The sequence below is a fragment of the Deltaproteobacteria bacterium genome (assembly GCA_019308925.1).
In the GTDB taxonomy this organism is placed as follows: Bacteria; Desulfobacterota; B13-G15; order B13-G15; family RBG-16-54-18; genus JAFDHG01.
On record JAFDHG010000117.1, the window covers coordinates 1 to 2,440 of the forward strand.

The window sequence follows — 2,440 nt, forward strand, 5'->3', positions numbered from 1 at the left end:
ACAGATAGACCATTATTCCAGCCAGTACAAACCCCTTGCCGATGCCGCTTGGGAGGAGTACCAAGTGCAAAAGACCAACAAGGGCAAAGTGGCTACAGGATAAGATGGATGAGGGTTACCTTCCCCCGCCTCGGCACCATGCACATCTTTTGCAAGGCCATTGCCGAAACAGCCGGGATCCCCTACCTTGTACCCCCCAAGACGAGCAGAAAGACCTTAGACCTGGGGGTGAAAAACTCCAATGAGTGTATCTGTTTGCCCTTTAAGGTGATCCTGGGCAACTTCATCGAGGCCCTGCAGATGGGTGCCGATACCATCGTCATGGTGGGCAGCGGTCCCCCCTGCCGTCTGGGGCTCTATGACCTGGTCCACAAGGTGATCCTGGAGGACCTCAGGCTCCATTATCGTTGGCTCACCATCCCTCCACGGCTTACGTGGGAGGCCCTGATGAAAAACCACCAGGAGACCAAGCACCTGCGAAAGGAGCTCACCCTGAAGAACTACCTCACCTTTCCCTATGCCCTCTACATAGGGTGGCGAAAGATGTTGGCCACTGAGAGGTTGGAGAAAGCGGCCATGGTGGTGAGGGCTAGGGAGACAACCAAAGGAAAAACCCAGAGAAACCTGCAGAGGGCCCTGCACATGCTCGACGAGGCCAGGGGGGAAAAGGCAATCACCGAGGCGGCACAAGAGGGGGAGAAGATCATACAGGGGACCGAGCAGGCTTCAGGGCGTCGCCCCCTCAAGGTGGCCATTGTTGGGGAACTCTACACTGTCATGGATCCGGATATCAACAGGGGGGTGGAACAGCGTCTCGGGGAGTTGGGGGTGGAGGTGACCAGGACTTCTTGGTTTAGCACCCATATCGGCCGCAGCCTTGGGGTGGGCCGGGAACAAAAGAGGGAGAGGCTCCGATTTTATCAGGCATCCCTAGAATACTTGGGCTACGATGTGGGGGCGGAATGCAATGTCTCCGTAGGGGAGACAATCATCAGGGCCCAGGAGGGATATGACGGGGTCGTCCACCTCATGCCCTTTGCCTGCATGCCCGAGACCACTGCCGCCGCTGTGCTGAAACAGGTGAGCAGGGATTACCACATCCCTGTCCTGACCCTGGTCTTGGACGAACAAGATGTAGAGGCCAGGATTCAGACCCTCCTGGAGGCCTTTATCGATATGCTTCTGTGGCGGAGGGAGAAGGGGTTACAGGGGGGATGAGATGGGAGGCAAAAAGAGGGTAGGCTTTACCACTACCATCCCCATAGAAGTCCTCTTTGCCGCCGAGAAGGTCCCCATCGATCTGAACAACATCTTCATCAACAGCCCTGAGCGGGATCGATTCTTGGCCAAGGCCGAGGCCGTCGGTTTCCCCAAAAACACCTGCGGATGGATCAAGGGGATCTATGGGGTAACCCTCGAAGAGGGGATAGAGGAGGTGGTGGCGGTCACGCAGGGGGACTGCAGCAACACCCACGCCCTCGTAGAGGTCCTCCAGACAGAAGGGGTGCGGGTTTTCCCTTTTGCCTATCCCTATGATCGAGACCGGGACCTGCTGGCCTTGCAGATAGAGAAGATGATGGAGCACTTTGGGGTCACCCCTGCCCAGGTGCAGGAGGCCAAAGAGACCCTGGACAGGGTAAGGGCAAAGGTCCAGGAGATAGACCGCCTCACCTGGGAAGAGGGGGTGGTCACTGGATTTGAGAACCACTACTTCCTGGTGAGCACCAGCGACATGATGGGTGATTGGGGGGTGTTTGAGGGGGAGGTGGATCGCTTTTTGTCCGAGGTCAAGGGCCGTCGGCCCCCATCACAGGGGGTCAGGCTGGGATATCTGGGGGTCCCTCCCATCTTCACAGACCTCTATGACTGTCTTGAGGGCCTCGGGGGGAGGGTGGTCTTCAACGAGCTACAGCGCCAGTTCAGCATGCCCTTCGTGACTGAGGACATCGTGGAGCAATACCTCCTGTACACCTACCCCTATTCCATCTTCGCCCGCCTGGAGGATATTAAGAGGGAGGTGCACAGAAGGCAGATCGAGGGGCTCATACATTATGTCCAGGCCTTTTGCTTCCGTCAGATTCAGGACATCATCCTGCGCCGGGAGATAAAGGTCCCCATCTTGACCATAGAGGGGGACAGGCCGTCCCCCATCGATGCCCGCACAAGATTGAGGTTGGAGAGCTTCGTGGAGATGCTGAGATACCGCAGCCAAGGCTGGATCTACGAATGATTGAGATCGACGGCTCACATGGTGAAGGCGGTGGCCAAATTGTACGTACCGCCGTGGCCATGGCTGCCTATTGGGGCACCCCATGCACCATCAGGGAAATCAGGAGGGGGAGGCCCAATCCCGGGCTGCGGGCTCAACACCTGGCGGGAGTGCAGGCCCTGGCCGATATATGTCACGCTGAGGTCAAGGGACTTCAATTGGGCTCCCAAA

General features: G+C 57.6%; 3 protein-coding genes. All 3 read left to right on the forward strand.

All coding sequences use genetic code 11. From position 1 onward, the window contains the following. The first annotated feature begins 108 nt into the window (after positions 1 to 108). Positions 109 to 1,218: a hypothetical protein gene (locus tag JRI46_12490; protein ID MBW2040383.1), complete on the forward strand. Its 1,110-nt coding sequence runs from the start codon at positions 109 to 111 to the stop codon at positions 1,216 to 1,218. A 1-nt stretch (position 1,219) separates the two neighbouring features. Next, positions 1,220 to 2,230 (forward strand): 2-hydroxyacyl-CoA dehydratase, encoded by a 1,011-nt coding sequence (locus JRI46_12495; GenBank protein MBW2040384.1) that lies wholly within the window; start codon positions 1,220 to 1,222, stop codon positions 2,228 to 2,230. Continuing rightward, on the forward strand, positions 2,227 to 2,440 hold a 214-nt coding region (locus JRI46_12500), incomplete at its 3' end, for an RNA 3'-terminal phosphate cyclase (GenBank protein ID MBW2040385.1). The genes JRI46_12495 and JRI46_12500, both read left to right, overlap by 4 nt.

Excerpts from the sequence above, each read along its gene's own strand:
- JRI46_12490 (MBW2040383.1), top strand. The coding sequence starts at position 109 with ATGAGGGTTACCTTCCCCCGCCTCGGCACCATGCACATCTTTTGCAAG.
- JRI46_12495 (MBW2040384.1), top strand. The coding sequence starts at position 1,220 with ATGGGAGGCAAAAAGAGGGTAGGCTTTACCACTACCATCCCCATAGAA.